We start from the raw sequence: 26,186 nt of genomic DNA on the forward strand, positions 1-26,186 counted from the left end.
TTGCGGATGGCGCGGCTTTCAGGCGGCAGCTAAACCCTTAGGCTTTGCGCTGCGCCACGGCGTCGACGACGCACAGGGCCGTCATGTTGACGATGCGGCGCACGGTGGCCGATGGCGTCAGGATGTGCACTGGCTTGGCGCAACCGAGCAGGATCGGACCGACGGCGATACCGTTGCCGGCCGCCGTCTTCACCAGGTTGTAGGCGATGTTGGCCGATTCGATGTTCGGCATGACGAGCAGGTTGGCGTCGTTCTTCAGTGCCGAATTCGGCATGATTTTCTGGCGCAGCTTGCTGTCGAGGGCCGTATCGCCGTGCATTTCGCCGTCGATTTCCAGGTCCGGCGCGCGTTCCTTGATGATGGCCAGCGCGGCGCGCATCTTTTGCGCCGAGGCGCTGTCGCTGGAACCGAAGTTCGAGTGCGACAGCAAGGCCGCGCGCGGCGACAGGCCGAAACGGGTCATCTCTTCGGCGGCCATGATGGTGATCTCGGCCAACTGGTCGGCGTCCGGGTTTTCATTGACGTGCGTGTCGACCATCACCAGCTGGCGTTCCGGCATGATCAGCACGTTCATGGCGGCATAGACATTGCTGCCGGCGCGCTTGCCCAGCACCTGGTCGATGTATTTCAGGTGCAGCTGGGTGGTGCCGAAGGTGCCGCAGATCATGCCGTCGGCGTCGCCCTTGTGGATCATCATCGAACCGATCAGGGTGTGACGGCGGCGCATTTCCAGTTTAGCGTATTCCTCGGTGACGCCTTTGCGGCTCGTCATGGCGTAGTACGTATTCCAGTAATCGCGATAGCGCTCGTCGAAGTCCGGGTTGATCACGTCGAAGTCGACGCCTTGCTTGAGGCGCAGGCCGAACTTCTGGATGCGCGCTTCGAGCACCGGTGGGCGGCCGACCAGGATGGGACGCGCCAGTTTTTCATCGACCACCACTTGCACGGCGCGCAGCACGCGCTCTTCTTCGCCTTCGGCGTAGACGATGCGTTTGAGTTCGGCCGGCGTGGACTTGGCCATCAGGAACAGCGGCTTCATGAAGGTGCCGCTGCGGTAGACGAATTGCTGCAGGCTGTCTGCGTACGCTTGCAAGTCCTTGATCGGACGCGTGGCGACGCCCGAATCCTCGGCCGCCTTGGCGACCGCCGGTGCGATCTTGATCAGCAAACGGGGATCGAACGGCATCGGGATCAGGTATTCAGGACCGAACGACAGGTTGCTGATGCCGTAGGTGGTGGCCACGATGTCCGACTGCTCGGCATGCGCCAGGTCGGCGATCGCGTGCACGACGGCGATTTCCATCTCGCGCGTGATGGTGGTGGCGCCACAATCGAGGGCGCCGCGGAAGATGTACGGGAAGCACAGCACGTTGTTGACCTGGTTCGGATAGTCCGAACGGCCCGTGGCGATGATGGCGTCGCTGCGCACGGCCTTGACTTCTTCCGGCAGGATTTCCGGATTCGGGTTGGCCAGCGCCAGGATCAGCGGGTTCGGCGCCATCTTGCGCACCATGTCTTGCTTCAGCACGCCGCCGGCGGACACGCCGAGGAAGATGTCGGCGTCCGGGATGATCTCGGCCAGGGTGCGCAGCGGCGTGTCTTGCGCGAAGCGTTCCTTGTCCGGGTCCATCAGTTCCGTGCGGCCCTTGTAGACGACGCCAGCCAGGTCGGTGACGTAGATGTTTTTCAGCGGGAAGCCCAGGTCGACGATCAGGTCCAGGCAGGCCAGCGCCGCGGCGCCAGCGCCCGACACGACCAGCTTGCAATCCTCGATCTTCTTGCCGACGGCTTTCAAGCCGTTCAGGATGGCCGCGCCGACGATGATGGCGGTGCCGTGCTGGTCGTCATGGAAGACGGGAATCTTCATGCGGTCGCGCAGCTGGCGCTCGATGTAGAAGCACTCGGGCGCCTTGATGTCTTCCAGGTTCACGCCGCCGAAGGTCGGTTCCAGCGAAGCGATGATGTCGACCAGCTTGTCCGGGTCCATCTCGTTGATTTCGATGTCGAAGACGTCGATGCCGGCGAACTTCTTGAACAGCACGCCCTTGCCTTCCATCACCGGCTTGGCGGCCAGCGGGCCGATATTGCCCAGTCCCAGCACGGCCGTGCCGTTGGTGATGACGGCCACCAGGTTGCCGCGCGCCGTATATTTATAGGCATTCGCCGGATCGATGACGATTTCTTCGCAGGGAGCGGCCACGCCTGGCGAGTAGGCCAGCGCCAGGTCGCGCTGGTTGGTCAGTTGTTTGGTCGGCGTCACGCTGATTTTGCCGGGGCGCGGGCACTCGTGATACTCGAGTGCGGCCAAGCGCAATTGTTGACGCAATTCTTCTTTTTTATCAGATGACGAATCCATGCTGTGCTGCCTTCCTGTTTGGTCGATCGGGTGTTCCGGATTTTATCAGACCGATTCTTTCAATTAGCTAGGTATTTTCCGCTAGCCACAGTCTGATATCACGAAAACGCATAACCTAGCATTGTAAGGCCGTGCGGCGGCACAAACGTCCCGAACAGGAAAAACTATCAAATTTTAGATTTCAATTAGTTTTTATGATGGAATATCGGCGGCGCGCCACAGCGGCAGCGCGGCGACGGCGCGCTCGATATCGTCCATGTCGTCCACGCCCAGGGTGCCGTCGAACGGCGCGGACAAAATGCGGCGCATCAGCGCCAGGCGCGTCGTCGCTTGCTGCGCGTCGATGAAGCGCGTCGTCTCCGCGCAATACTGCGCGCGGCGCAGGGCATCGGCGCCGTCATCGTCGCCGTCGGGATAATAATGGCGGCCGATGTGCTGCAGCGACTGCAGCAGGAATTCGATCTCGCGCAGGATGCGCAACGCATCCTCGCCGGACAGCACGATGCGGCGGTTGGCGGGCAGCAGGGACGGCGGCGCGGCCCGGTTATTCAAAATTTTCATCGGTCAGGAAGGCATAGCCGTCATCGATCAGCATCTGCAGATAAGCGTCGAAGCTGTCGGCGATGACCAGGTAGCTGTCGGGATCGTGCAGGAAGCGCACCACCTGCCCCACCTTGCCCGACGCCGTGGGCGTGAAATCGATATACAGCCGCGACGAGCCGCCATTGTTCATGCAATGCGAAAAACACAGGCGCTGGCCCTGCCGGATGCCGGCGTCGATGCGGGCGTCGACGATGCCGGGATCGTCTTCCAGGTAAAGGCCGTAGATGTCGGCGATGCTGCGCTGGTTCGCCTGCCCGTCCTTGAGGATCTGCTCGACGGAGCTCAGGTAATACGGATACTCGAACACGTCCGAGCCCAGCATGTATACCAGCACCGTGCCGCCGGGATACTCCTGATAATAGGTGCCGTTGTACTGGCCCAGCAAGCGCAGCAGGCTGTCCGGGCACAGCGGATACACCTGGCGCAGGCTGGCCAGTTGCGCCGCGCTGGCGCCGCTGGCCAGCGCCAGCTCCGCCAGCGGTTCCGGCGGCATGGCCTGGCGCAAGCCTGCCAAATAATGGTCGACGATGTTCATGGGCGAAATATAGCAGCTGCCGGCACCCGGCAAGCGCACGCTAACGCGACGGGGCCAGATTAGCACCGGGTGCGAAGCGCACGGCGATCAGCAGCAAGACCACGACGCCGGCGGCCATCACCATCCACGCCTGGGCCAGGCTGGACGAATGCTGGCGGATCAGGCCGGCGATGAAGGGCATGCTGCTGGCGATGATGTAGCCGCCGCCCTGCACAAAGCCCAGCAGCGCGCCGGCGCCGGCCGGGTCCGTCACATGGTCCATGCTGACGATCAGCGACAGGGGAAACAGGGCGCCGATGCCGCAGCCCAGTAATATCACGGCGGGCAGCGCCAGTTGCGCGGGAGCCACGATCAGGCAAGCCAGGCCGGCCAGCACGGCCAGCAGGACAGACAGCAGCAGGATGCGGCGGTCGGGAAAGCGGTGGATGACGCTGGAAATGACCAGTCCCGCCAGCACTTCCACCAGGGTCAGGCCACCCAGCAGCAGGCCGCTGTCGGCCGCGCTCCAGCCCAGTTCCGTATAAAACGGCGGCAGCCAGGCCAGCACCAGCGTGTAGGCGCCCGTGCCGATGCCGAAAAACACCATCAGCAGCCAGGCGCGGCCACTGCCCACGGGCAGGCTGGCGCCCGCGCCGCCGGCCACGTCCACGCGCGAAGCCGAGGCGCGGCGCCACAGCAGCGCGGCCGCCACGGCGGGCAACGCCCACAGGGCCAGCAGCGCCTGCCAACCCAGCGACTGCGCCAGCGGTGAGGCGGACGCGGCTGCAATGGCCGCGCCGCCCATGATGCCCGTCGTATAAAACCCCATCAGCTGCCCTGCCCGCGCAGGGAAATGGCGCTTGATGAAGGCGGGCAGCAGCGCCTGCACCAGCGCGATGCCCAGGCCGCCCAGGGCCGCCGTGGCGATCAGGCCGCCGCTGCCGTGCAGGGGCCAGCGCAGCGCGCAGGCGCAGGCGATGATGGCGATGCCGATACCGATGCCGCGCGCCACGCCCAGGCGGCGCTGCAGCTGCGCGCCCAGCAAGGCGCACACGCCCATGGCGAACACGGGCACGGTGGTGAGCAAGCCCGCGTCGGCATTGCTGAGGCCCGTGCCGGCCTGGATGCTGTCCAGCAAGGGGCCGATGGCGGCCAGGATGGGCCGCAGGTTCAGGCCCAGCAGGATGATGGCGGCCACCACCAGGGCGGACGAGGGAAGCGAGAAAGAGACGGGGCGTTCGGATGGCATGGGAGAGTAGTCCTTGCCTCGCTGGGAGGCACATGGTTTAATGCGTCATATAAAATAACTCGATGAAAAGTATCTTAACATAAAGATAGAAATGTATCTTCATGTCGAGATAAATGGATGACGCCATGACTGATACCCCGCAAGAACACACGCGCGCGCAATTTGCCGCCGCACAATGGCAGCGCGAACTGCCGCAGATGGATACGAACGCCATGCAGCTGGTGGGCCAGCTGGGCACGGTGGCCCAGCTGATGGCGCGCGACTGGCTCAACCCCCTGTTTGCGGAACACGGCTTGCAGCCGGGCGAATTCGACGTGCTGGCCACCCTGCGCCGCTCGGGCGCGCCATATGCGCTGACGCCGACGGCCCTGTACGAGGCGGCCATGCTGTCCTCGGGCGGCATGACCAACCGCATCGACCGCCTGGAAGCGGCCGGCCTGATCGAACGCCGGAAGCATCCGACGGACCGGCGCGGCGTGCTGGTGGCCCTGACGCAAAGGGGATTGGAATTGATTGAAAGGCTGGTGCTGTTGCACGTGGACAACGAGCGCGCGATGCTCTCAGCTTTGAACTCGGACGAGCAGCGCCAGCTCGACCAGTTGCTGGCCAAGCTGCTGCACGGCATGGCGCAGGCGAAGAAAGTCTAAGTTTAGGAAAGCAGACGCGCCAGCTCGCGCAGGGCCGCATGGCCGCGCCGGGCTTGGCGCTGCAATTCTTCCGGCGCGCAGTGTCCATACAGGGCCTGGACGTGGCCCTCGCTGGCGGCGCGCAGGTCGAGTTCGCCCGCACCGGGATCGGGCAACTGCCCCTCGACCAGGGTCAGGAAATAATGGCGGGGCGCGCCATGCAGGTTGGTCGCGAACTGCAGCACCAGGCCGCTGTCGAACAGCAGCGCCCCGCTGTGGGCGCCACTTTCCAGCAGCAGCCGGAACGGCGGCAGGGGGCGCCGCGCCGCACGCAGCACGCTGGCCAGGCGCACTTGATAGCCGAGCTCCAGCCCGTTCGCGTGCAAGCGGCCCTGCTGCAGATACACCTTGAACGAGGCCTGCACGGCGCGGCCGGCACGGCGGAAGTAACGTTCGTCCTCATACAGGCACAGCTGGCCGCCGTCGCACAGTTCATCAAAGCCGCGCGCCAGCAGTTCCGGCGCCGTAAACGTGTCCAGGCCGACGGCCTGCGGTTCGCGCAGCCAGCCGTCGTCAAGATAGGATTGCATCAGGGCGTGGATATCGTGGAAGGGCATAGAAAATGAACAAGGCTGGCAAAGACGGGTATTGTAGGCCAGCCTATAATAGCCGGGCCACACCATCATTCAACGAACAGTCCACGCCATGGCCCCACACGACGCGCTTTCCGAATTCGACCTGATCAAACAATATTTCGTGCGCCAGCGCCCCGGCCGCGCCACCCTGGGCATCGGCGACGATTGCGCGCTGCTCACGCCCGGCGCGGGCAAACAGATCGCCATCTCCTCGGACATGCTGGTCGAGGACCGGCACTTCTTTGCCGGCGCCGATGCCCGCATGCTGGGCCACAAAAGCCTGGCCGTGAATTTGTCCGACCTGGCCGCCATGGGCGCGCGTCCCGTCGCATTTACTTTGGCCCTGGCCCTGCCGCAGGCGGAACGCGCCTGGCTGGCCGGCTTTGCCGACGGTCTGTTCGCGCTGGCCGACGCCTTTGATTGCGAACTCATCGGCGGCGACACCACCAAGGGCCCCTTAAATATCTGCATCACCGTGTTTGGCGAACTGACGCCGGGCCAGGCCCTGCGCCGCAGCGCGGCCGTGGCGGGCGACGATATCTGGGTCAGCGGCACGATCGGCGACGCGCGCCTGGCGCTGGCCGGCTACCGCATGGAACAGGAGCTGGCGCCCGCCGACCTGCTGACTGCGGCCGCGCGCATGCACACGCCCACGCCGCGCGTGGCGCTGGGCTGCGCCCTGGCCGAAGCGGGCCTGGCGCACGCGGCCATCGACATTTCCGACGGCCTGGCGGGAGACCTGGGCCACATATTGAAAGCGTCGCAAGTGGGCGCCACCCTCGACGTCGACGCCCTGCCCGCCGGCCCCGTGCTGGCGCGGCAAGCGGCCAGCGTGCGCCGCCGCTACACGGCCGCCGGCGGCGACGACTATGAACTGTGCTTCACGGCGCCGACATCGTCGCGCGACGCCATCGCCGCCCTGGCGGCAAGCTGCGGCACGCCCGTCACGCGCGTGGGCAGCATCGAGGCGCAGGCGGGCCTGCGGCTGGTGGATGCAACGGGGCAGCCGCTCGACCTGCGCTTATCGTCCTTCGACCACTTCAGCGACTAAGTTCTACCGCACCGCCACCCGCGCCAGCCCCGGCTGGTTCACCATCCAGTAGTGCTGGAAGGCCAGGCGGATGTTGTCGCGCAGCTGGGTGTCGTCCCACGGCTTCGTATAAAAACGGTAGATGGCGCCGCGGTTGATCGAGTCGAGCACGGCTTCCAGGCCCGTGTAGCCGGACAGGATGATGCGGATGGTTTCCGGGTACAGCTCCTTGACCTTGCTGAGAAATTCCGTGCCGCTCATGCTGGGCATGCGCTGGTCGCAGACGATGACGTGCACGCGGTGCAGCGCCAGCATCTCGAAACCTTCGGCCGGCGTGCTGGCCGTGAGGATGTGATACCCCTCGGGACGGAACAGGCGGTGCAGCGACGACAGCACGTTGACGTCGTCATCGACGATGAGCAGGGTTTGCGCCGGCTGCGCGGCCGGGTCGTGACCGGGCGGCAGGCCGGCGCCGGCGACGATCATCTGCCCCAGTTCCAGCGCCGGCAGGGCGCGGCTGAAATAGAAGCCCTGGATTTCATCGCAGCGGTTGCGCCGCAGGTATTCCAGCTGCGGGCGCGATTCCACGCCCTCGGCCACCACGCTCAGTTTCAGGCTATGCGCCATGCTGACGATGGCCAGCGCGATGGCCGCGTCGTTCGGGTTGCTGGTGATGTTGCGCACGAAGGCGATGTCGATCTTCAGCTTGTCGATGGGGAAGCGCTGCAGGTAGGCCAGGCTAGAATATCCGGTGCCGAAATCGTCGATGGCCACCTTCACGCCGATTTTCTTCAGTTTGCCCAGCACGACGATGGTGCGCTCGGCGTTCGACATCAGCGCCGTTTCCGTCAATTCCAGCTCCAGCAATTCCGGCGCCACGCCGTGCAGCGCCAGCGCCCGCGTCACCTCGCCTTCCAGGTCGCCTTCGGCAAACTGGCGGCTCGACACGTTCACGGCCACGTGCACGGGCCCCACCTCGCTGTCGCGCCACTCGGCGATCTGGCGGCAGGCGGCCTGGATCACCCAGGCGCCCACGCGCACGATCAGGCCCGTGTCTTCCAGCACCGGCACGAATTCGGCCGGCGCCACCAGGCCGTAGCCGGGACGGCGCCAGCGCAGCAGCGCTTCCACGCCGCTGATGCGGCCCGTGCGCAAATCCACCTTGGGCTGGTAGTACAGGATGAACTGCTCGTGTTCGAGCGCATGGCGCAGCGCCAGTTCCAGGTCCAGGCGCGCCAGCACCTGCACGTTCATGCCGGCCGTGAAAAAGCGGTAGCCGTCGCGGCCCGCCTGCTTGGCGCCGCCCATGGCCGTATTCGCGTATTTGATCAGGGTTTCCGGGTCGGTGGCGTCGTCCGGATACATGGCGATGCCGATGCTGGCCGTCAGGGTGGCCGCATGGCCGCGCAAGTCGAATGGCGCGCGCAAGGCTTCGCGCACCTGGTTCGCCACGGCCACGGCTTCCTGCTGGTTGCGGCTCATGGTCAAAATCAGCGCGAATTCGTCGTTGCCCAGGCGGCCCACCGTGTCGCGCAGGCGCACGCATTCGACCAGGCGGTTGCTGAACTGGCGCAGCAGTTCGTCGCCCAGCGCCGCGCCCAGGGTGTCGTTGATGCTTTTGAAGCGGTCCAGCGCGATGAACAGCACCACGATGCGCCAGCTTTTTTCCTGCGCCAGTTCGACGGCCTGGGCCAGGGTCTGGTAAAACAGGCTGCGGTTCGGCAGCCCCGTCAAGCCATCGTAATGGGCCAGGTGCTTCAGGCGCTCCTGCGCCTGGCGCCGTTCGCTGATATCGCGCGCCACGGCGATCAGCAGCAGGCCGCCCGCGCCCTGCCCGCCCGCCACGGGCGCCTGCGCATACCAGTGCCAGCCCAGTTCCACGGGTATCAGGCTCAGGTCGCGCCGCACCAGTTCGCATTCCGTCACTTCCGTGGCCAGGTGCGCCGGGCCGCCCGGCAGCCCGGCCAGGGGCGGGGCCGGCGGCGACGGCAGCAAGGTGCCGGGCGCCAGCGCCAGCAGTTCGGCGCGCGCATAGCCGAGCAGGCGGCACGCGCCATCGTTGACGTCGACCAGGGTCATGCCCAGCACGTCGACGAGGAAGATGGCGTCGGTGGTGGCGTCCATGGCGCCGCGAAAGCGCTGCAGTTCGGCCGTGCGCTGGCCCACCGTGCGTTCGAGCAAGGTGTTGTAGTGGCGCGCGGCGCGGTGCAGCAGCCGCACTTCGAGCATGTTGCGGATGCGCGTGAGCACCTCGAGCGCGTCGAACGGCTTGCTGATGAAGTCGCGCGCCCCCGCTTCCAGCGCCGCCAGCTTGGCGTCCGGGTCGGCGGCGATCACCAGCACGGGCAGATAGCCCTCCAGTTCCAGCGGGCGCAAGGCATCCATCACCTCGTAGCCGCTCATGCCGGGCATCGCCAGGTCGAGGATGATCAGGTCGAACTGCTGGCGCTGGTGCAGTCCGGCCACGGCGCGCGCGTCGAGGGTGCTGGTGACGGCCGTGTAGCCGCCGCTCTGCAGCAAATGCTCGAGCAGGCGCAGATTGACTTCCTGGTCGTCGACGATGAGAATTTTCGCCGCGTAGATATCGGCCTGGCTGATCATGGCGCGCCTGTTCCCTTCTGCCGGCGCTGCTGCGCCACGTAAGCCAGAGTGCTGTTGATCGCCTCGGTAAATTCATCGAGGTTGATCGGCTTGGTCAGATAGCGGTAAAAGCCCAGCGCCAGGCTGCGCTCCACGTCGCCCGGCATGGCGTTGGCAGTCAGGGCGATGACGGGAATGTGCGCCGTGCGGGGATCGGCGCGCAGCAGTTTCAGCGCGTCCGTGCCGTTCACGTGCGGCAGGTTGATATCCATCAAGATCAGCTGCGGCAGGTGCGTGCGCGCCATTTCCACGCCCAGGCGGCCATCCGTGGCCGTCAGCAGCTGCAATTGCGGGCAATAGCGCACGATTTCCTCGACCAGGGTCAGGTTGGCGGGATTGTCTTCCACGTACAGCAAGGTCACGGGTGCGCTGTGCTCGAGCAGCGCGCCGGCCAGGTCCGGCCGCGGCAAGGCCAGGGTGGCAGGCGCGGGCAAGGCATCGACCACGCGCAACTCGATCCAGAACGTGCTGCCCTCGCCGGGCGCGCTCGTCACGCCGATGCTGCCATCCATCAGTTCCACCAGGCGTTTGGTGACCACCAGGCCGATGCCGCTGCCTTCTTCCGTGCCGCCCTCCTGTCCCAGCCGGTTGAAGGGCTGGAACAGCAGCGCCACCTGTTCGCCGTCGAGGCCCACGCCCGTGTCGCGCACGCTGATGCGCACCCGCCCGCCCGCCTGCGGTGCGCAAGCGATGCTCACCTCGCCCTGCTCGCGGTTGTACTTGAGCGCATTCGACAGCAGGTTCAACAAGATCTGCTTGAGGCGCGTGCGGTCGGCCAGCACGTTCAGGGGGCAGGCGTCGGGGAAGGCCATGCCGATGCCGCGCTGGCTGGCCAGCGGCGCGATCATGTCGCGGCATTCCTGCAAGATGGCATCCAGGCCCACCGGTTCGAGCGACAGGCTGACCGTGCCCGATTCCACCTTCGCCAGGTCGAGGATTTCATTGATCAAGGTCAACAGGTGGCGCCCCGATTTCAGGATATGGCCGGCGAACTCCTTCTTTTGCTCCAGGGTCGACGGCAAGCGGTCGGAACTGAGGATTTGCGCGAAGCCCAGGATGGCGTTGAGCGGCGTGCGCAATTCATGGCTCATCGACGACAAAAACGCCGATTTGGCATAGTTGGCGCTGCGCGCCTCTTCCATCGCCATGGCCAGTTCGCCATTCGTCATTTCCAGCTGCACCGTGCGTTCGTGCACGCGCACTTCGAGCTCCTGGTTCAGGCGCATGACTTCCTGCTGCGCCTGGGTGCGCTGCTCGCCTTCGCGCGCCAGCTCGCCGTTCGAGCGCTCCAGCGCCTGCGTACGCAGCTCGATCTCGGCCAGCATCTTGTTGAAGGAATCGACCAGCTGCGCCACTTCGTCGACGCTGAGCTTGCGCGCGCGGCGCGAATAGTCGCCCGTCTCGATCACTTCGCGCGCCACATCGGCGATATCGAGGATCGGTTGCGTGATGACGAAATCGAGGCGGCGCAGCAGCAGCAAGGCCACCAGCAGCGCCAGCACCGTCACGCCCAGCGCGATGGCCAGGTAATCGGCCGTGCGGCCGGCCAGCTCGTAGTCGGCGCGCAAATACACGGTGCCCAGCAGTTCGCCATTGTCGACGATGGGCTTGAACAGCTCCACCGAGGTGCCCTGGATGCTTTCGCCTTCCTTGCCCACCTTCGCCGGCAGCTCGCCCACATTCTGGTTCGCGCGATAGCTGGCGAACAGGCTGCCATCGGCCTTGTATAGGGCGCCGGCCGTCACGCGCGGGCGGATGCGCATCAGGTTGAGGTTTTCCAGCGCCAGGCGTTCGTCGTCGAAGGCCAGCGCAGCCGAGCTCATGTGCCCCAGCAGCTCGGCCTGGGTACTGATATCGGCCACCAGGTTGCGGTGGTAGGCGCGCAAGTCGTAGACGACGATGGTGCCCAGCGAAATGACGAGGGCCACCAGGGTGGTCAGCAAGACCACCGACATCAGCTTGTGGCGGATGGAGCGCAGTCGTATCATCTAGGCGCCTCCCGTCTGTACGCGGTAGGCGGCCAGCAGCATGCGCGCGCTGATGCGGATATGCGCCTGCGCCACGGGTTTTAGGGCCACGTCGAAGCGCACCTTGTCCTCGGCCATCACAAAATTGATCATGCTGCCCATCGCGTAGACCTCATCCGAATCGGACACCGTCAACAACGCCAGGCCACGGCTGGCGGCCAGCATCTCCTGCAGCGCCGCCTTCTCCAGCGCGCCCAGGTACAGCACGTGCAGCCCGGCCAGCGTTTCGCCGCGGCGCACTTTTTTCACCTGCACGGCGCGGCCGTTGACGCTGTGCCCGGCCACGCTCTGTTCGAGCTGCTCGGCCAGCGCATCGGCGCCCGCCACGCCGATCACCAGCGGCGCGTCGGGCCGGGCAAAGCTGCCGTCGGGCCATTCGACAAAACCGGCAAACTTGTACAGATACGCGGCCTTGACCTGGCGCTCCAGCTCCCCCGGCACCTGTGCCCGCGTCTCCGCGCACAGCACGCCCAACAGCAGCAATAGCCAGCCCCAGCGGTGAGCGCGGCGGCCGGCGCCGCGCGCGGGGTGGCGCAGGGGGCCAGGATGACGCCACCAGGTCCAGTTCAGAATTGCCATGACAACCGAGTAAAGATAATGCATACGAAGGCGCGGCACCATGCCGCTGGCCTGTTCGAGCGATGCGCACCAGGGTGGCGCAGCGACAGAGCGCCTGCCGGCCCGAAGTGGTAGCAAATGTATAAAAGAGTGTACGCATTTTCGCTGTGACCGGGGAAAGTTTCTTTTACCGTTGGCCATGCTACAGTCTTGCCACCATTTTCACCGCCTGCAGGAGTCATCCATGAGCAACGAACTCGTCCCCCTCTCCACCGCGCTCGGCCTGGCCTTGCAAGCGAAGGGCTTGCTGCTGGCCACGGCCGAATCGTGCACGGGCGGCGGCGTGGCGCAAGCCGTCACCGATATCTCGGGCTCGAGCGCCTGGTTCGAACGGGGATTCGTCACCTATTCCAACGGGGCCAAGACCGGCATGCTGGGCGTGCCCGCCGCGCTGATCGCCGCACACGGCGCCGTCAGCGAGGAAGTGGCCGCCGCCATGGCGCAAGGCACCCTGGCCCACAGCGAAGCCCAGGTGGCCGTCTCGACCACGGGCATCGCCGGCCCCACGGGCGGCGTACCGGGCAAGCCCGTCGGCACCGTGTGCTTCGGCTGGGCCATGGCCGGGCGCGTGCAGACAGAGCGCCGGGTCTTCGCCGGCGACCGCCAGGCCGTGCGCGAGCAGGCCGTGGCGCACGCGCTGCGGGAACTGCTGCGCTTTATCCAGTAGCATCGGCGATGCAGGCGCGGTCGCGGCCCGCCTGTTTGGCCGCGTACAGGGCGCTGTCGGCGCGCATCAGCAATTCGTGGCGGCCGGCGCCGTGGCGCGGATATTCGGCGATGCCGGCCGAAAAAGTGCAGCCGGACAAGCTGTGCGGCGCTTGCTGGATCAACAGCTGGCGGTAGCGCGCGGCGATATCGTCGATCTTGTGCGCCGCGATGAGGCTGTCGGCTTCGCGCAACAGCAGGCAGAATTCCTCGCCGCCATAGCGGCACAGCATGTCGCTGCCGCGCAACTGGCCTTCCACCAGGCGCGCGAACTGGATCAGCACTTCATCGCCAAAGTTATGCCCGTAGGTATCGTTGACGCGCTTGAAAAAATCCAGGTCGATGATGGCGATGGCCACGGGCGCATCCGCATCGGCTTCGTGCAGAATGGCATTGAGGCAAGTTTCAAAATGGCGGCGGTTGTACAGGCCCGTCAGGTGGTCGCGCATGGCCTGCTCCTTCAGGCTGTCCTGCAGGGAGTTGACGTGCAGGATCTGGTGCGCCAGTTCGCGGTTCAGGTGCTCGAGCTTGGCGTTTTCCGTCTCGCGCGCCGCCTGCAGCTCCAGCGCCTTGTCGCGCTCCGCTTTCAGGCTGTGCATTTCCTTTTCCAGGTTACGCATCAGGCTGCGCGAAGCGCGCGCCGACTTGCTGCTGGCCTCGTACGCGGCCTGGTATTGCTGCAGGAAACCATACGCGGCTTGCCATTCGCCCAGCTGGGCATTGATATCGGACAAACCGCGCAAAATCTGCTGCTGGTGAAACGGGTTGCGCGTCCAGCTCAGCAGGCTGTGCGCCTGCGTCAGCGAGGCCAGGGCCTGCGCCGTCTGGCCCGCGTGCAGATCCAGCTTGCCGCGCACCAGCCACGCATGCATCTGCTCTTCCAGGTCCTGGCCGCGGCGCGCATATTCTTCCGCCCGCAACAGCAATTGCAGGGCGCTGGCCGGCTGTTGCAGCAGGATGGCGGCGTGGGCGGCGATGCAAAACAAAAAGGCGCGCACGGCCAGGTCTTCTTCCGGCCACTCGTAAAACGGTTCCACCAGCGCCAGCGCCTCGGCCGGCTTGCCCGTGGCTAATAAACACATGGCCAGGTTGGCCGAAACGATGGTTTGCTGGTATTTGAGCTTTTGCGCGCCGATGATGTCGAGCGCCTCGACCAGCAGGGGAATGGCGTCTTCATCGTTGCCCAGGTCATGCTGCGACGACGCCAGGTTCGACAGGCTGTTGACCCGGTGCGCGGGGCTGCCGAAACGCTCGGCGATGTCCAGTGCCAGCAGGAAATTGCGCGGACCGTCCTGCGTATCGCCGCGGTTCAGGGCATCGACGCCCAGGCGCGCGTACAGCATGAACTTGTGCAGCGAGTCGGGTATCTGCGCGGCCTGGCTGCGCGCCTGCAGGAAATGCTGCTCGGCATCGGCAAAATCGCCGCGCCGGCTCGCATACGCGCCCTGCAGGGCGGCCACTTCCATGCCCCCTTCCAGGTCGCCGCTGTGCTGGAAATACGCGTCCAGGCGTTCGCACGACGGTTCGGCCTCGCCCGCGTAATACGCCAGCCAGCAATGATTGAGTTCCGCATACGCGCCGCCGCGCGCATACTGTTGCCGTTGCGCCGCCGCCAGCGCCATCTGCGCCAGCCGGCGCGCCTGGCGGCGGTTGCCGACCAGGCAAGACAAGGCTTGCTGATTCAGACGGTCAATGTCGGCTTTATCGAGACTGGAGATCGGCACTGCGTCCTCGTTCACACTCTGGGGTGGATTTTTCACACAAAACTTGCTCTGTATCAATGGTATCCTGATTAACATCATAACCAGATTCGCTGTTCCGCATGGCATATTTGCAAAGGATTGTGGTAAAAATGCCAGTCGTGGCCTGGCCGGGCGCCTGCGCCGCTGTCACGGATCTTTGATTGTCACTGACGCAACAACTTGGAGTAGTCGCAATGCAAAACACGGTACATTTCATCCTGCAGGGCAAGGGCGGCATCGGTAAGACCCTCGTCTCGACCCTGCTGGCCCAGTGGATAGGCGGCAAGGACAGCACGCCTTTGCGCTGCTATGACACCGATCAGGAAAACGCCACCTTTTCGCGCTACAAGGCGATGAACGTCAAGCATGTGCCCGTGATGACGGATGCGCGCAACATCGACCCGAAACGCTTCGACGCGCTGATGATCGATATCCTCGAAGAAGACGGCAACTGCGTGGTCGACAATGGCGCGAACACGTTTTCGCCGCTGATGGGCTACCTGCTGGAAAACGACTGTTTTTCGCTGCTGCAAGAATCGGGCCGCAAGGTGTACATCCACACCATCGTCGGCGGCGGCGACACCCTGCACGACACGGCCACGGGTTTTGTCGCCACGGCCCAAGCGACGACCGTGCCGCTGGTGCTGTGGCAAAACGAACACTTCGGCCTGCTGCAATCGGCGTCCGGCAAGCAATTCGTCGAATCGCAGTCGTACAGCGACAACCGCGCGCGCGTCAAAGGCAGCATCACCTTGAGCCAGCGCAATCCCGACACCTTTGGCGCGGACGTCAAGAAAATGAACACGGCGCGCCTGACGATGCAGGAAGTGTTGCAGAACGACAAGTTCAACATCATGGAAAAACAGCGCATCAAGGTCGTCTACCGCGACATCTTCGAACAGCTCGACAAGGTGCAGTGGTAGATGGACCAGCACAAACTGCGCAGCCACGTATTCGACAAGACGGGCATCAAGATCGACGTCGATGACCCGATATTCGCCCTGGTGGCGCTGAACGAAGCCGTGCTGGCGGAAACCGTCGAGCGCCAGCTGACCCTGCTGGACGCCGCCACGCAGGCGCTGGCGGCCCAGGCGCGCGCGGCGGGCGGCTTGCCGCCCTTGCCGGCAGCAGCCATGCCCCAGCCCGTGCCGGCAGCACCCGTACCCGCGCCAGCGCCAGCGCCGACCAGCTTCACGCCGCGCGAATGGCGCTTGCTGGGCGCCGCGGCCATCGTCTCCATCGCCAGCGCGCTGCTGGTGCTGGGCGGCGCGGCCCTGTTGTATAAACTGTAGCACCGACCGTAGCACCGTCGCGCTGCGCCAGCCACGAGCGAGCCGCAGCGTCTCCTCCACCTATCCCTGGAAGCATGCATGAAACCGATCAAATTGCTGGCCCTCCCCGCCCTGCTGCTGTCGCTGTACGGCGCTCCCCTGAGCCTGACCCACGCCGCCGATGCCGCCAAGGCCGCCACGACGGCGCCCCTGGGCGCGACGGCCGTGCCGCATATCGCCTACGAAAAATACACCTTGCCGAACGGCCTGGACGTGATTCTCGTGGAAGACCATAAATTGCCCGTCACGGCCGTCAATATCTGGTACCACGTGGGGCCGGCCAATGAAGCGCCGGGCTTGACGGGCTTTGCGCATTTGTTCGAGCACATGATGTTTGCCGCCACCAAGCACGTGCCGCGCGGCATGGCCGACCAGTTGCTGGAAGGCGCGGGCGCCACGGATTCGAACGGCAGCACGGATTTCGACCGCACCAATTATTTCGACACGGTGCCGTCGAACCAGCTGGAACTGGCCCTGTGGACGCATTCCGACCGCATGGGCTACCTGCTGGACGTGCTCGACCAGACGGCGCTGACGAACCAGCAGGACGTGGTGCGCAACGAGCGCCGCCAGAGCGTGGAAAATGCGCCGTACGGCATCGTGCAGGAAGCCCTGTACCACCAGCTGTTTCCCAAGACCCATCCGTATTACGCCAGCGTCATCGGTTCGCACGCGGACATCCAGAACGCGAAACTGGCCGACATCAAGGATTTCTTCACCAAATACTATGGCCCCAACAACGCCAGCCTGGTGATCGCCGGCGATATCGACAAGGCGAAGACCAAGGAACTGGTCAACAAATACTTCGGCAGCTTCAAGAGCGGCCCGGCCGTGCCGAAACCCGCTGTCGTGACGCCGCCCATCACGCAGGAACGCCGCATCGTGGTGCAGGACCGGGTCGAATTGCCGCGCGTCTTCATGGCCTGGCTGACGCCGTCCGCCTACACCAAGGATGACGCGGAACTGTCGATGGCCGCGCACATCCTGGCCGGCGGCAAGTCCAGCCGCCTGTACAAATCGCTCGTGTACGACAAGCAGATCGCCCAGGACGTGGGTGCCAGCCAGGGATCGAATGCCCTCACGTCCATCTTCACCATCGACGCGACGGCGCGCCCCGGCCACCAGCCCGAGGAAATCGAGCAAGCGCTGCAAGTGGAGCTGGAGCAATTGCGCGCCAAGGGCCCCACCGAGAAGGAACTGGAACGGGCGCGCAACAGCATCGAGACCACCATGCTGAGCCAGGTGGAAAAAATGGGCGGGCGCGGCGTGGCCAACTTGCTCAACGAATACAACCAGTACCTGGGCGACCCCGGCTACCTGGCCAAGGATATCGAGCGCTACCGCCAGGTGACGGCGGCCGGCGTGCAGCGCGCCGTGGATACCTACCTGAAGAAGCAGTCGCGCGTCGTCGTCTACGGCGTGCCGGGCAAGCCGGACCTGGGCGCGGAAGTGCCGACGCCGGCGCCGGGCAAGGTCAAGCCTGCGCCAGGCACGGCCATCAATGCGGACGAGCCATGGCGCAATGCCGTGCCGAAGGCCGGTCCCGCGCCGAAGATTGTGCTACCGCAAGGCAAGTCGTTCACCTTGGCGAACGGCCTGACCGTGATCCACCACTACAATCCGGCCGTGCCGCTCGTTTCCAGCCAGCTGGTGATCAAGAGCGGCTCGGGCGCCAATCCGCTGGCGCAGCCGGGCTTGTCGAGCTTTACGGCGCAATTGCTGCAGGAAGGCACTGCCACGCGCAGCGCGCCGCAGATCGCCGACGACGTGGCGCAGCTGGGCGCCCTGCTGAGCACCGGTTCCGGCACGGATGCCTCGTTTGCCCAGTTGACATCGCTCAAAGCCACGTTCCCGCAAGCGCTCGACGTGCTGGCCGACGTGGTGCTGCACCCGCAATTCCCGCAAGAAGAGGTGGAGCGCCAGCGCGCCAGCCGCATCGGGCAGCTGGCGCAGCAGCGCGAAAACGCGGGTGCCGTGGCGGCCCGCGTGGAAGCGGCGGCCCTGTATGGCCCACAACATCCGTACGGCTACATCCAGCTGGGCACGGAAGCGGCGCTGAAGGCGGCCAGCCGCGCCGACCTGCAAGCGTTCTGGCAGCAGCATTACCTGCCCAACAATGCGGCGCTGATCGTTTCGGGCGATATCGGCGAAGCGGAATTGAAGGCGCTGGCCGAAGCGAAGTTCGGCAGCTGGAAGGCAGGCACCGTGGCGCAGTCCGTGGCCGCAACGCCGCAGACGACGAAGGCAAAACTGATCTTGGTCGACAAGCCGGGCGCGCCGCAAACGGCCGTGCGCCTGTCCGCCATCGCCGTGCCGCGCGCCACGCCCGATTATGCGCCGCTGCAAGTGATGAACGCGGCGCTGGGCGGCTTGTTTACCAGCCGCCTGAACACCAACTTGCGCGAAGAAAAGGGCTACACGTATGGCGTGCGCTCGCAATTCCAGTACCGCAATCAGCCTGGACCGTTCTCGATTGCCGCCAGCGTGCGCACCGATGTGACGGGCCCGGCCGTATCGGAAACCGTCAAGGAGATCCGCGCCATGATCGCCAAGCCCTTGAGCAGCAAGGAATTGGCGAATGCGCGCAATTCGCAAGTGCTGTCGCTGCCGGGCCAGTTCGACACGAACGCCAGCATCAGCGCCAGCATGGCAAACGCGTACATCTACGGCCTGGGACTCGACTATTACACGACCTTGCCGCAGCGCTTTGCCAGCGTGACGGACAAGCAGGTGCAGCAGGTGGCGAAAAAATACCTGCAGCCGGAAAAGCTGATCGTCATCGGCGTGGGCGACAAGGCGAAGATCGCCCCGCAATTGAGCAAGCTCAAACTGGCGCCCGTGGAACTGCGCGATGCTGAAGGTAACGTGAAATAAGGCTAGCGGCGCTTGAACAGCGCCAGCTTGTCGATGATCGCCGCCACGGCCACGCCGGCCGTGTAGGCGATCAAATCACCCCAGCCGAAGGTGGAACCCAGCGCCAGGTGTCCCAGCGGATGCGCGCGCAGCTCGACGATCCACGGCGCCTGGTACAACTGGCCGAATTCCACGACAAAGCAGATCAGCAAAGACCACAAGGCCAGTTGCCACGTGCGCATGCGCGTGGCGAGGCCGCCCAGCGCAAAGACGATCATCATGGCCCACAGGGCGTCGCCCGGATATTTGCCCAATGCAGCGGGAAGGAATTGGGGATAGGCGCGCGAGGCCAGGCCCAGCGCGATGACAGCCACGGTTGCGCCCACCTGCAGCAGGCGGCGGCGTTCAGGTTTTACCAGGAACATATTTCCATTCAAAGGCACGATACGGGCCGAACCATTGCGGCCCGTCCGATATTGTACTGCGCGGCCGTGTCCGCCTGTAGCCTAATGCGCCTGGGCACGCTCAGTCCAGGTCGACGTTCTCCGCCAGGAAATCGAGCAAAGCGCGCACGCGCAGCGGCACATGCCCGCCTTGCCCCACGAAGACGGCATGCACGTCCTCGCTGTCGCCCGGATTGAACGCTTCCAGCACGGCCTGCAAACGGCCCGCCGCGATATCGCCGCGCACCTGGAAGGCGGCCAGGCGCGCCAATCCCAGTCCCGCCAGCGCCAGTTGCCGCAAGGCTTCGCCATCGCTGGCCTGCGCATTGCCAATAACAGGCACGACGACGTCGCCGTCGGGCAAGCGCAGCGGCCAGCCCGAGCGGGCGCGCGCGTAATTGGCGTCGAGCAGGTTGTGCGACGCCAAGTCGGCCGCCAGCAGCGGCATGCCGCGCCGCGCCAGGTAGGATGGCGCCGCCACGATGACCATGCGCGTCTGGCCCAGCTTGCGCGCCAGCAAGCTGGAACTTTTCAGGGGACCGGCCCGCACGGCCACGTCCGTGCGCTGCTCGAGGATATCGACCACGGCATCCGTGAGCACGATGTCGAGCGTCACCTGCGGATAGCGTTCGAGAAACAGCGGCGCCAGCGGCAACAAAAAATGCTGGCCGAACGGCACGTTCGCATTCACGCGTATTTTGCCGCGCGGCACATCCTGCACGCCGGCGCAGCGCTCGGCTTCGTCCAGGGCCGCCAGCACCTGCATGCCCCGTTCGTACAGGCCGCAGCCCTCGGCCGTCAGCTGCAGCTGGCGCGTGGAGCGGTTCAGCAGGCGCGCGCCCAGGCGCTCTTCCAGCCGCGAGACGAGCTTGCTGACGGCCGATGGCGTCATGCCGCAAACGCGCGCGGCGGCGGAAAAGCCGCCCAGCTCGACCACGCGCACAAACACTTCCAGCTCGCCGGAACGATTCACTTCCAGTCTGGCCATTGTGAATTCAACTCATAAATGTTCTTCAACAAGATAGTCTAGTGCATAAATGGCTTTGCTTGCATCATGCGGACATTCCCCTTGATGAAGCGAGCCGCCATGCAACGATTGTCCATCCTCCCCGCCGCCCTGCTGAGCCTGGCACTCGGCACAAACCCTGCCCAGGCCGCCAATGCGGATACCGCCTGGCTGGCCAGCTGGACGGCCAGCCCGCAAGCCGTGTGGAGCAGCGACTTCCTGTTCCCCAGCAACGTGCCCGCCGTGCTGCACGGGCACACCGTGCGCCAGGTAGCGCGCCTCAGCGTGGGCGGTCCGCGCGTGCGCATCGTGCTGTCGAATGCGTATGGCAAGGTGCCGCTGCGCATCGGCGCGGCCGCCGTGGCCCTGGCCGCTTCCGGTTCGGCCATCGAAGCGGGCAGCCTGCGCGCGCTCACGTTTTCCGGCCAACCCTCGGCCAGCGTGGCGCCGGGCGCGCCGCTCGTCAGCGACCCCGTCGACCTGCCCGTGCCGGACCTGGCCCGGCTGACGGTGAGCATCCACCTGCCGCAAGCCAGCCCGACTTCCACGTTTCACTGGGATGGCCGCGAGACGGCGTGGATCGCCCCGCATGACCAGACGCACGCCGCGCGCATCGATGACTCTCCCGGCGTGCAGACCACCACGGCGCGCCTTTTACTCAGCGCCATCCAGGTGGAAGCGGCACCAGCCGCGCAAGCCGTGGCCATCCTGGGAGATTCGATCACCGATGGCGCCAGCGCCAGCCTGGGGATGGATGCACGCTGGCCCGATTTCCTGGCCGAACGCCTGGCGCCGCAGGGCGTGGCCGTGATCAATGCGGGTATTTCCGGTGCGAGGCTATTGTCCGACGGCATGGGAACCAATGCCCTGGCCCGCTTCGAGCGCGACGTGCTGGCGCAGCCGGGCGTGCGCACGGTCGTCGTCTTGCTGGGGATCAATGACATCAGCTGGCCCGGCACGGCGTTTGCGCCACGGGAGCAACGGCCGACATTGGAGGAACTGAGCAGCGGCTACGCCCAGCTGGTGGCCCAGGCCCGCAGCCGCGGCGTACGCGTGGTCGGCGCCACCCTGACGCCATTCGCAGGCGCCCTGCCCGGCACGCCGCTGAGCGACTATTATCAGCCTGATAAAGATACGCTGCGGCAACAACTCAATGCGTGGATACGCAGCAGCGGCAGTTTCGATGCCGTGCTCGACTTCGACGCCTGGGCGCGCGACCCCGCGCACCCGCTGCGCCTGCTGCCCGCCTACGACTCGGGCGACCACCTGCACCCGGGCGACGCGGGCAACCGGGCGCTGGCGGAAGGGATAGCCCTGCCGCTGCTATTGAATCAATCGCCCAGTCCCGCGTACAAGGCCGTGCTCAAGTAGCGCTCGCCAAACGACGGGATGATGGTGACGATGGTCTTGCCCGCGTTTTCCGGACGGCGCGCCACTTGCAAGGCGGCCCACAGGGCGGCGCCGGACGAGATGCCGACCAGCAAGCCTTCATCGCTGGCGGCCAGGCGCGCCGTGGCGAACGCGTCGTCGTTCTTGACGCAAATGATTTCGTCGTAGATGGCCGTATTCAAAATCTGCGGCACGAAGCCGGCGCCGATGCCCTGGATCGGGTGCGGTCCCTTGGTCCCCTTCGACAACATCGGCGACGCTTCCGGTTCCACGGCGATCATTTGCAGGCCAGGCTTGCGTTCCTTCAGCACTTCGCCGACGCCCGTGATCGTGCCGCCCGTGCCCACGCCGGCGACGACGATGTCCACTTGTCCATCCGTATCGCGCCAGATTTCCTCGGCCGTCGTGGCGCGGTGGATGGCGGGATTGGCGGGGTTATTGAATTGCTGCAACATCAGGTAGCGGGGGTCGGCCGCCACCAGTTCCTCGGCCTTGCGGATGGCGCCCAGCATGCCTTCGCTGCCGGGCGTGAGCACCAGCTCGGCGCCGTAGGCGCGCAGCAGGATGCGCCGTTCGCGGCTCATGGTGTCGGGCATGACGAGGGTGCAGCGGTAGCCGCGCGCGGCGCACACCATGGCCAGCGCGATGCCCGTGTTGCCGCTGGTGGGCTCGACGATGACGGTGTCGGCATGGATCTTGCCGGCGGCCTCGGCCGCAACGATCATGGACAGGCCGATGCGGTCCTTGACGCTGTGCGCGGGATTGTAGAATTCGAGTTTGGCCAGGATGGTGGCCACACTGCCGGCGGCGATGCGGTTGATGCGCACCAGGGGGGTGTTGCCGATCAGTTCAGTGACGTCGTTGGCGATGTTCATGGAAGGAAGCTCCGCTATTTCAAGAAACCCCAGTCTACCGCGTTTCAAGACACTGAACAAAAAGTTCATGGCGTTGTTGCAATGCCTTGCCGTACTTTCGTACTGTCTTCGGCAATGCGCCTAGCCCTGAACATTTTGTTACGTGCCGATGGCGGCGGCGCGAGCATGCGCCGCCGCCAAACTGAACAATTACTTCACGTCCAGCAATTCCACATCGAAGATCAGTGCCGAGTTCGGCGGAATGTCGCCATTGCCGGCGCCGCGCGGGCCGTAGGCCAGTTCGCCTGGAATGATCAGGGTGCGCTTGCCGCCCACTTTCATGCCGGCCACGCCCTGGTCCCAGCCCTTGATGACCATGCCCTTGCCGAGCGGGAAGTCAAACGGGCCACGGCCCACGGAGCTGTCGAACTTCTTGCCGCGCGAATCTTTCGCCAGCGGACGGTACAGCCAGCCCGTGTAGTGCACGGTGACGTTGTTGCCTGCGGACGCTTCCTTGCCCGTGCCGACCTTGTTGTCGATCAAGATCAATTTATCGGCGACAGGGCCGGGGCTCAGCGAGACGGCGGAGGCGGGAACAGGCGCTGGCGCCTGTGCCTGCGCCAGCGACGCGGCGACGGAGCAGATCAGGGCAAACAAAACGGAGCTACGCGTCATGATGTATTCTTTCAGTGAGTTTCGGTGAGATCCCTGCGCCAGCGAACCGGCAGGGAACGCCAATAATAGCAAACCGCCGCAACGATAGGAAAAACTTGTCGCCCGATGCCCATTGCCCCCGCCTGTTTTACGCCCTGTGGCCCGATGCGGCCACGCGCGCGGCCCTGGCCGCTTGGCAGGCGCGTCTGGAAGGCAAGCCCGTGCGCGCGGACAAGCTGCACCTGACCCTGGCGTTCCTGGGCCAGCGCCCCGCCAGCGAGCTGCCCGCCCTGCTGGATATTCTGGAACACATGCCGGCGCATGCCATGCCCCTGCTGTTCGATCACGCCAGCCATTTTACGCAGCTGGCGCTGGCCTGGGCCGCCCTGGCGCGGCCCTCGCCCGCCTTGCTCGACTTGCGCGCGGCCTGCATGCAGCGCCTGGCGGAACAAGGGCTGGCGCCGCGCTTCGAGCACGACCGCTTCACGCCGCACGTGACCCTGGCGCGCCAGGCGCCGCCACCAGCCATCGAGGACTTCCCGCCCATCGCCTGGCAGGCGGACGAACTGGTGCTGGTGGAATCGCTGAAAAGCAGCGGCGATTACCGCATCCTGGCCAGCAGGAAGCTGATCTAAGCAGCGTGACTCAGGCGGCGTCCGGCACTGGCATTGACGCTGGCACTTCAGCAACTTTGTCCTGGCGCAAGCTTTTCAGCGCATGGGCGGCCGCCACCATGCCGAAGCTGGCCGTCACCACCACGCTGGAACCGAAGCCGGCACAGTTCAGGCCGGTGACGCCGGCGGGCGTGCCATCGATGGCGCACGCTTCCGCGCTCTCGGGCGTGCTCAGCGGCTCCATGGAAAACACGGCGTCGACATTGAATTTGTTTTTCACGCCACGGGGGAAACCATATTCCGTGCGCAACAATTTGCGCACGCGCTTGAGCAGCGGTTCCTGTTCCGTCTTCGACAAGTCGCGCACGGCGATCAGTGTCGGGTCCGTCTGCCCGCCCGCGCTGCCGATGGTCAGCATGGGAATGTTGCGCGCGCGGCAATACGCAATCACGGCCGCTTTCGCCTTGGCATTGTCGATGGCGTCCACCAGGTAGTCGAAATCGCGCCCGCCCAGCAATTGCTCCAGATTATCGGGGGTAATGAAATCCTCGATCTGCGTGACCTGGCAAAACGGGTTGATCAATTCGATGCGTTCGGCCAGGGCCGTGATCTTGGCCTTGCCGATGGTGTCGCTCATGGCCTGGATCTGGCGATTGATGTTCGATTCGGCCACATTATCCAGGTCGATCAGGGTCAGGCGGCCAACGGCGCTGCGCGCCAGCGCTTCGACGATCCAGGAACCGACGCCGCCCACGCCGATCACACACACATGCGCGGCGCGGAAGCGCGCCAGCGCGGGCGCGCCGTACAGGCGGGCAATGCCGCCGAAACGCCGCTCAAAATCGATCTCGGTCAAGTCCATGGAAATTAGTTCATTGGTGGAGGTATGCATGGCGCCATTTTAACGGACACTGCGCTGGCGGATATTCTAAAATAGCCGAATTGACACAGCGACAAGAGCAACTGTCGCCGCGCCCCCACACCGCTCACCACGAGAACTCGCCATGACCTCTCCCCTGTTCGACTCCGTTCCCGGCTTTGACCAGCCCATCGCCGTGCTCAAGCATTGCCACGACAAGATCCGCAAGCAGCTGACGACCCTGCAAAACCTGCTGGGCCATCTGGCGCAGCACGGCAACACGGCGGACGCGCAGCAGGCGGCCAAGGCGGTGTTGCAATATTTCAATAAAGCGGCCCATCTGCACCATGACGATGAAGAGCAGGACTTGATGCCCATGCTGCAGGCGACCGCCACCGGCGACGATGCCGCCCTGCTGATCACGCTGGTGCCGGAAATCCTCGCCGACCACCAGCGCATGGATCAGGCCTGGCTGACCCTGCGCCCGGAACTGGACGCCATCGCGGCTGGCACGGGCACGCAGCTATCCGTCGACGGGGTGCGCGACTATGTTGCCGCTTACCAGGCCCACATGGCCAAGGAAGAAGGCCAGCTGGCGCCCATGGCCAAGCGCCTGTTCAGCGCGCAACAGATGGAGCAGCTGGGCACGGCCATGCAGCGCCGCCGCGGCATCGCACCCGCAGCGCCGGACGCGACCGCCGTGCTGGCGGCCATGCGCACCGATTACGTGCAATCGAGCCTGAGCGAGACGGACGTGCTGGCCGATCCCATCGCCCAGTTCCAGAAATGGTTTGCCGAGGCTGTCCACGCGCAGGTAATGGAGCCGAATGCCATGGATTTGTCCACCGTGAGTCCCGACGGCAAGCCCAGCTCGCGCATCGTGCTGATCAAGCAGTTCGACGAACGGGGTTTCACCTGGTACACGAATTACAACAGCGACAAGGGCCAGCAGCTCGAGCACAACCCGCACGCGGCCCTGCTGTTCTTCTGGCGCGAACTGGAGCGGCAAGTGCGCATCGAGGGCACAGTGGTGAAGACCACGGCGGCCGAGAGCGACGAGTATTTCAATGTGCGTCCCCTGCAAAGCCGGCTGTCGGCGATTGCCTCACAGCAAAGTACACCGATCGCCAGCCGTGCCGAGCTGGAAAGCCATTACGAGGCCGTGGCCGCCGCCGTCGGCGATGCGCAGCCGCCGCGCCCCGCCCACTGGGGCGGCTACCGTTTGCAGCCGGAACGCATCGAGTTCTGGCAGGGACGCCGCTCGCGCTTCCACGACCGCATCGTGTTTACCCGCGATGCTGACGGGCAATGGAGCATGCAGCGCCTGCAACCCTGAACAGAATAAGCAAGGCGGCGCAAAGCAAACTGGTCAATATAGGTGTAGGCTATGAGGGTAGAAGTTACTAAATGACATTGTTTCTCAATTTGCGGCTGCCAT

At 65.1% G+C, this 26,186-nt stretch carries 23 protein-coding genes; 9 read left to right on the forward strand and 14 right to left on the reverse strand.

Annotation, left to right across the window (positions count from 1 at the left end):
- Positions 1-37: 37 nt before the first annotated feature.
- The 4 genes from O3298_RS06685 to O3298_RS06700 all read right to left on the reverse strand — a co-directional run bounded on the left by O3298_RS06685 (position 38) and on the right by O3298_RS06700 (position 4,722).
- Positions 38-2,356, reverse strand: a complete 2,319-nt coding sequence (locus tag O3298_RS06685; RefSeq protein WP_099666388.1) for an NADP-dependent malic enzyme — start codon at positions 2,354-2,356, stop codon at positions 38-40.
- Between the two features lie 192 nt (positions 2,357-2,548).
- A complete protein-coding gene (locus O3298_RS06690; protein WP_305058822.1) occupies positions 2,549-2,917 on the reverse strand; it encodes a hypothetical protein in 369 nt (122 codons plus the stop codon).
- Positions 2,901-3,494, reverse strand: a complete 594-nt coding sequence (locus tag O3298_RS06695; RefSeq protein WP_305058823.1) for an SMI1/KNR4 family protein — start codon at positions 3,492-3,494, stop codon at positions 2,901-2,903. Before O3298_RS06695 ends, O3298_RS06690 begins: the two co-directional genes overlap by 17 nt.
- 40 nt (positions 3,495-3,534) lie before the next feature.
- Positions 3,535-4,722 (reverse strand): MFS transporter, encoded by a 1,188-nt coding sequence (locus O3298_RS06700; protein WP_369811491.1) that lies wholly within the window; start codon positions 4,720-4,722, stop codon positions 3,535-3,537.
- A 125-nt stretch (positions 4,723-4,847) separates the two neighbouring features.
- On the opposite strand from O3298_RS06700, the gene O3298_RS06705 reads away from it, so the two are divergent.
- Entirely contained in the window at positions 4,848-5,369 is a 522-nt protein-coding gene (locus O3298_RS06705; protein WP_099668348.1) for a MarR family winged helix-turn-helix transcriptional regulator, read from the forward strand.
- A 2-nt stretch (positions 5,370-5,371) separates the two neighbouring features.
- Here the strand turns inward: O3298_RS06705 and O3298_RS06710 are convergent, their stop codons facing one another.
- Positions 5,372-5,965 carry a hypothetical protein gene (locus O3298_RS06710; protein WP_305058824.1) on the reverse strand — a complete coding sequence of 198 codons (594 nt, stop codon included), beginning with the start codon at positions 5,963-5,965 and terminating at the stop codon, positions 5,372-5,374.
- An 88-nt stretch (positions 5,966-6,053) separates the two neighbouring features.
- Here O3298_RS06710 and thiL point away from each other — a divergent pair, with 88 nt between their 5' ends.
- Positions 6,054-7,034 carry a thiamine-phosphate kinase gene (gene thiL, locus O3298_RS06715; protein ID WP_305058825.1) on the forward strand — a complete coding sequence of 327 codons (981 nt, stop codon included), beginning with the start codon at positions 6,054-6,056 and terminating at the stop codon, positions 7,032-7,034.
- A gap of 3 nt (positions 7,035-7,037) precedes the next feature.
- On the opposite strand, the gene O3298_RS06720 is transcribed toward thiL, so the two are convergent.
- Genes O3298_RS06720 through O3298_RS06730 form a run of 3 tightly spaced genes read right to left on the reverse strand, consistent with a single transcriptional unit; the run spans position 7,038 to position 12,259 of the window.
- Positions 7,038-9,614: an EAL domain-containing protein gene (locus O3298_RS06720; protein WP_099666383.1), complete on the reverse strand. Its 2,577-nt coding sequence runs from the start codon at positions 9,612-9,614 to the stop codon at positions 7,038-7,040.
- Positions 9,611-11,641 (reverse strand): ATP-binding protein, encoded by a 2,031-nt coding sequence (locus tag O3298_RS06725; protein WP_099666382.1) that lies wholly within the window; start codon positions 11,639-11,641, stop codon positions 9,611-9,613. The genes O3298_RS06720 and O3298_RS06725 overlap by 4 nt, the downstream gene beginning before the upstream one ends.
- A complete protein-coding gene (locus O3298_RS06730) occupies positions 11,642-12,259 on the reverse strand; it encodes a YfiR family protein (RefSeq protein ID WP_180278680.1) in 618 nt (205 codons plus the stop codon).
- Positions 12,260-12,482: 223 nt separating this feature from the next.
- On the opposite strand from O3298_RS06730, the gene O3298_RS06735 reads away from it, so the two are divergent.
- Positions 12,483-12,965 (forward strand): CinA family protein, encoded by a 483-nt coding sequence (locus O3298_RS06735; protein WP_305058826.1) that lies wholly within the window; start codon positions 12,483-12,485, stop codon positions 12,963-12,965.
- Here O3298_RS06735 and O3298_RS06740 read toward each other — a convergent pair.
- The gene (locus O3298_RS06740; protein WP_251350145.1) at positions 12,955-14,727 is read right to left on the reverse strand and encodes a diguanylate cyclase; all 1,773 of its coding nucleotides are present in this window, start codon (positions 14,725-14,727) and stop codon (positions 12,955-12,957) included. The two genes, O3298_RS06735 and O3298_RS06740, sit on opposite strands and share 11 nt — an antisense overlap.
- A 212-nt stretch (positions 14,728-14,939) precedes the next feature.
- Here O3298_RS06740 and O3298_RS06745 point away from each other — a divergent pair, with 212 nt between their 5' ends.
- The 3 genes from O3298_RS06745 (at position 14,940) to O3298_RS06755 (ending at position 18,950) form a co-directional block, all read left to right on the forward strand.
- Positions 14,940-15,668: a hypothetical protein gene (locus tag O3298_RS06745; RefSeq protein ID WP_305058827.1), complete on the forward strand. Its 729-nt coding sequence runs from the start codon at positions 14,940-14,942 to the stop codon at positions 15,666-15,668.
- Positions 15,669-16,037 (forward strand): hypothetical protein, encoded by a 369-nt coding sequence (locus O3298_RS06750; RefSeq protein ID WP_305058828.1) that lies wholly within the window; start codon positions 15,669-15,671, stop codon positions 16,035-16,037.
- Between the two features lie 78 nt (positions 16,038-16,115).
- The gene (locus O3298_RS06755; protein WP_305058829.1) at positions 16,116-18,950 is read left to right on the forward strand and encodes a pitrilysin family protein; all 2,835 of its coding nucleotides are present in this window, start codon (positions 16,116-16,118) and stop codon (positions 18,948-18,950) included.
- A gap of 2 nt (positions 18,951-18,952) precedes the next feature.
- On the opposite strand, the gene O3298_RS06760 is transcribed toward O3298_RS06755, so the two are convergent.
- Both O3298_RS06760 and O3298_RS06765 read right to left on the reverse strand, forming a co-directional pair.
- Positions 18,953-19,354, reverse strand: a complete 402-nt coding sequence (locus tag O3298_RS06760; RefSeq protein ID WP_305058830.1) for a DUF2809 domain-containing protein — start codon at positions 19,352-19,354, stop codon at positions 18,953-18,955.
- 100 nt (positions 19,355-19,454) lie between these two features.
- Positions 19,455-20,360, reverse strand: coding sequence for a LysR family transcriptional regulator (locus tag O3298_RS06765; protein WP_305058831.1), 906 nt, complete (start codon positions 20,358-20,360; stop codon positions 19,455-19,457).
- A 99-nt stretch (positions 20,361-20,459) separates the two neighbouring features.
- Between O3298_RS06765 and O3298_RS06770 the strand changes: the two genes are divergently transcribed.
- Positions 20,460-21,749, forward strand: a complete 1,290-nt coding sequence (locus O3298_RS06770) for an SGNH/GDSL hydrolase family protein (protein WP_305058832.1) — start codon at positions 20,460-20,462, stop codon at positions 21,747-21,749.
- On the opposite strand, the gene cysK is transcribed toward O3298_RS06770, so the two are convergent.
- Both cysK and O3298_RS06780 read right to left on the reverse strand, forming a co-directional pair.
- Complete coding sequence (cysK, locus tag O3298_RS06775; RefSeq protein ID WP_305058833.1) at positions 21,710-22,642, reverse strand: cysteine synthase A; 933 nt, start codon at positions 22,640-22,642, stop codon at positions 21,710-21,712. The genes O3298_RS06770 and cysK overlap by 40 nt on opposite strands.
- A gap of 189 nt (positions 22,643-22,831) precedes the next feature.
- Positions 22,832-23,296 carry an FKBP-type peptidyl-prolyl cis-trans isomerase gene (locus O3298_RS06780; protein ID WP_077408663.1) on the reverse strand — a complete coding sequence of 155 codons (465 nt, stop codon included), beginning with the start codon at positions 23,294-23,296 and terminating at the stop codon, positions 22,832-22,834.
- A 95-nt stretch (positions 23,297-23,391) separates the two neighbouring features.
- Between O3298_RS06780 and thpR the strand changes: the two genes are divergently transcribed.
- Entirely contained in the window at positions 23,392-23,910 is a 519-nt protein-coding gene (thpR, locus tag O3298_RS06785; RefSeq protein WP_305058834.1) for an RNA 2',3'-cyclic phosphodiesterase, read from the forward strand.
- Between the two features lie 10 nt (positions 23,911-23,920).
- Here the strand turns inward: thpR and tcdA are convergent, their stop codons facing one another.
- Positions 23,921-24,781, reverse strand: a complete 861-nt coding sequence (tcdA, locus tag O3298_RS06790) for a tRNA cyclic N6-threonylcarbamoyladenosine(37) synthase TcdA (RefSeq protein WP_305058835.1) — start codon at positions 24,779-24,781, stop codon at positions 23,921-23,923.
- A 112-nt stretch (positions 24,782-24,893) separates the two neighbouring features.
- Between tcdA and pdxH the strand changes: the two genes are divergently transcribed.
- Positions 24,894-26,084, forward strand: coding sequence for a pyridoxamine 5'-phosphate oxidase (pdxH, locus tag O3298_RS06795; RefSeq protein WP_305058836.1), 1,191 nt, complete (start codon positions 24,894-24,896; stop codon positions 26,082-26,084).
- Positions 26,085-26,186: the final 102 nt, after the last annotated feature.

The organism is Janthinobacterium sp. SUN137, from assembly GCF_030587265.1.
Taxonomy (GTDB): Bacteria; Pseudomonadota; Gammaproteobacteria; order Burkholderiales; family Burkholderiaceae_D; genus Janthinobacterium; species Janthinobacterium kumbetense.